Genomic DNA, 2,026 nt, shown 5'->3' on the forward strand with positions numbered 1-2,026 from the left:
GACGGCGACAGCGCGGCCATGTCGGCGACGGGCACCGCCGGCCGCCCCCTGTCGAGCGCGATCAGCAGCGAGTCGCGGTAAAGGCCTACCGCGACGAATGCGACAACAGCGGCCATTGCGGACGTTCGGACGGCCGGCCGCCCGGCGATGCCGCGGCCGAGCCACTCGGAAAGGAGGAGGAGCAGGCCGACCGCGCTCGTCAGATAGTAGCGCGCAAAGCTCGAATTGCCCGCTTGAAGCAGCCCCGCGCCGAGCGGCACCGCAAGGATCAGCAGCGCGTAAAGGCGTGCACGGGAGCCGAGCGACGCTGGCCGGAGCACGAAAATCGCTGCCGCGGCGAGACCGAGCAATAGCGGCGCGAGCCACGGCCACGGTGCGCCCAACCCGACCGACCACAGCGCCAGATCGTTGAGCGCGGCGGCGAAATGGGGCGCCGAGAAGGGCTCGTAGCCGCCGAGGCGCATACCCGTCGGGCTGAGCTCGGCGGCGGCAAACACGAAGATAACCGCGCCCGCGGTTGCGACAAGGGCAGGGCCCATCAGTCGCAGGGTCGCCCTGAGCGCAGCTCCGGGGGACAGCTCTGTCCGTCGCTCGAGATAGAACCACAGTGCGGCGATCGCGACCGGTGCCGCCATGGTCAGGTGCGAGAACAGGCCGAAGAGTGCGAGGGCCGCGAGCCAGCTACTTGCGCCTCGTAGCGGCCGCCGTTCGACCGCATCGGAAACGACGAGCAGAATCAGCAAGGCGGCGAGCAGCATCATTGCATAGCCGCGAGCCTCCGAGCCGAAAATGACCAATGCCGGCGACAGCGCGAACAGCAGCGCCGCAACGATTCCCGCCGCACGAGAACGCCGCCCGGCAAACAGCGCCGCGACGATGACGCACAACGTCCCGGCAAGGATCGCCGGTGCGCGCGCAAGCAGCGGCGGGGCGGCCGGGCCGACCGCCTGCAGCCACAGCGAGTAAAGGTGGTGATTGTTGTCGTGGTTGATGCGCAGGAACACGCCTGCGGCGTCGCGCGCCTGCGCGGCATAGACCACCGACCAGGCTTCGTCGGTCCATAGCCCACCGCGCGCGGCAGCGATGCGCAGCGCCAGCCCGGCAAGCGCGATCGCGCCCACCGCAGCCCACCACCCGAGGCGCTCGCGCCGTCGCTTCCCCTCCATGCGCAGCCTCGTATATCAACCTGGTTAAGCGGCTGTTAGCCGCGCCCGAGCGCTTGTCGCCTGCTCGACGGCGGCCCATATGGCCGCGCAATCAGCAGGAGAGGTTGGAGCCGTTGGCGACGCTGGGTCTTACCGAAGCCGAACGCGAATCGGTCGAGCGCTTCGAGAATGAGGTGATCGAACCGTCGATGACGGCGCTCGTCATCCTCGACTTCTGGTCCGACCGGAGCGGGCTGAGCAAGCAGCTGTCCCCGGTCCTCGAGACGGTCGCCGCCGATTATGCCGACAAGGGCGTGAGGCTGGCCAAGATCGACGTCGACAAGGAGAAGCTCCTCGCGGCGCAATTCCGCATCCAGTCGATCCCTACGGTCTATGCGATCTACCAGGGCCAGCCGGTCGCCGACCTCACCAATTATCGCAGCGAAGGGCAACTCAGGAAGGTCCTCGACCAGCTGGTTGCGCAGCTCAAGATCGAGCCCGCCGGGGCCGCTCCACAGGCCGAAATTGAACCGCTGGTCGCGATGGGCGAGCAGGTGCTGGCCGAGGGCGATGCAGCTCGTGCAGTCGGTATTTTCCGCCAGATCCACGAGATGGCCCCGGAAGATCCGGCGATAATTGGCGGCTTGGCCCGGTCGCTGATCGCGGCGAGCGAAGCGACAGAAGCGCGGACGTTACTCGACGGACTCAGCGACGAACAGGCGAAGAAACCGGAAATCGCGCGGGCACGTGCCGCCCTCGAGGTCGCCTCGGTCGCGCCAGCGGCGGACACGAGCGCCCTCGAGAGCCGGCTCGCCGTCAACCCCGACGATCACGAGGCCCGCTTCGAGCTCGCCTCCGCGAACATGGCGGCCGGCCACCGC

2 protein-coding genes are annotated in these 2,026 nt (G+C 68.4%); one reads left to right on the plus strand and one right to left on the minus strand.

What is annotated here, in order from left to right:
• Nucleotides 1-1,166 (minus strand): hypothetical protein (locus GH737_RS14585; protein WP_230558845.1); only part of this gene is annotated, 1,166 nt, incomplete at its 3' end.
• A 113-nt stretch (nucleotides 1,167-1,279) separates the two neighbouring features.
• Between GH737_RS14585 and GH737_RS14590 the strand changes: the two genes are divergently transcribed.
• On the plus strand, nucleotides 1,280-2,026 hold a 747-nt coding region (locus tag GH737_RS14590; RefSeq protein ID WP_155265489.1), incomplete at its 3' end, for a thioredoxin family protein.

The sequence above is a fragment of the Sphingomonas segetis genome (assembly GCF_009720245.1).
GTDB classification, from domain to species: Bacteria; Pseudomonadota; Alphaproteobacteria; order Sphingomonadales; family Sphingomonadaceae; genus Sphingomicrobium; species Sphingomicrobium segetis.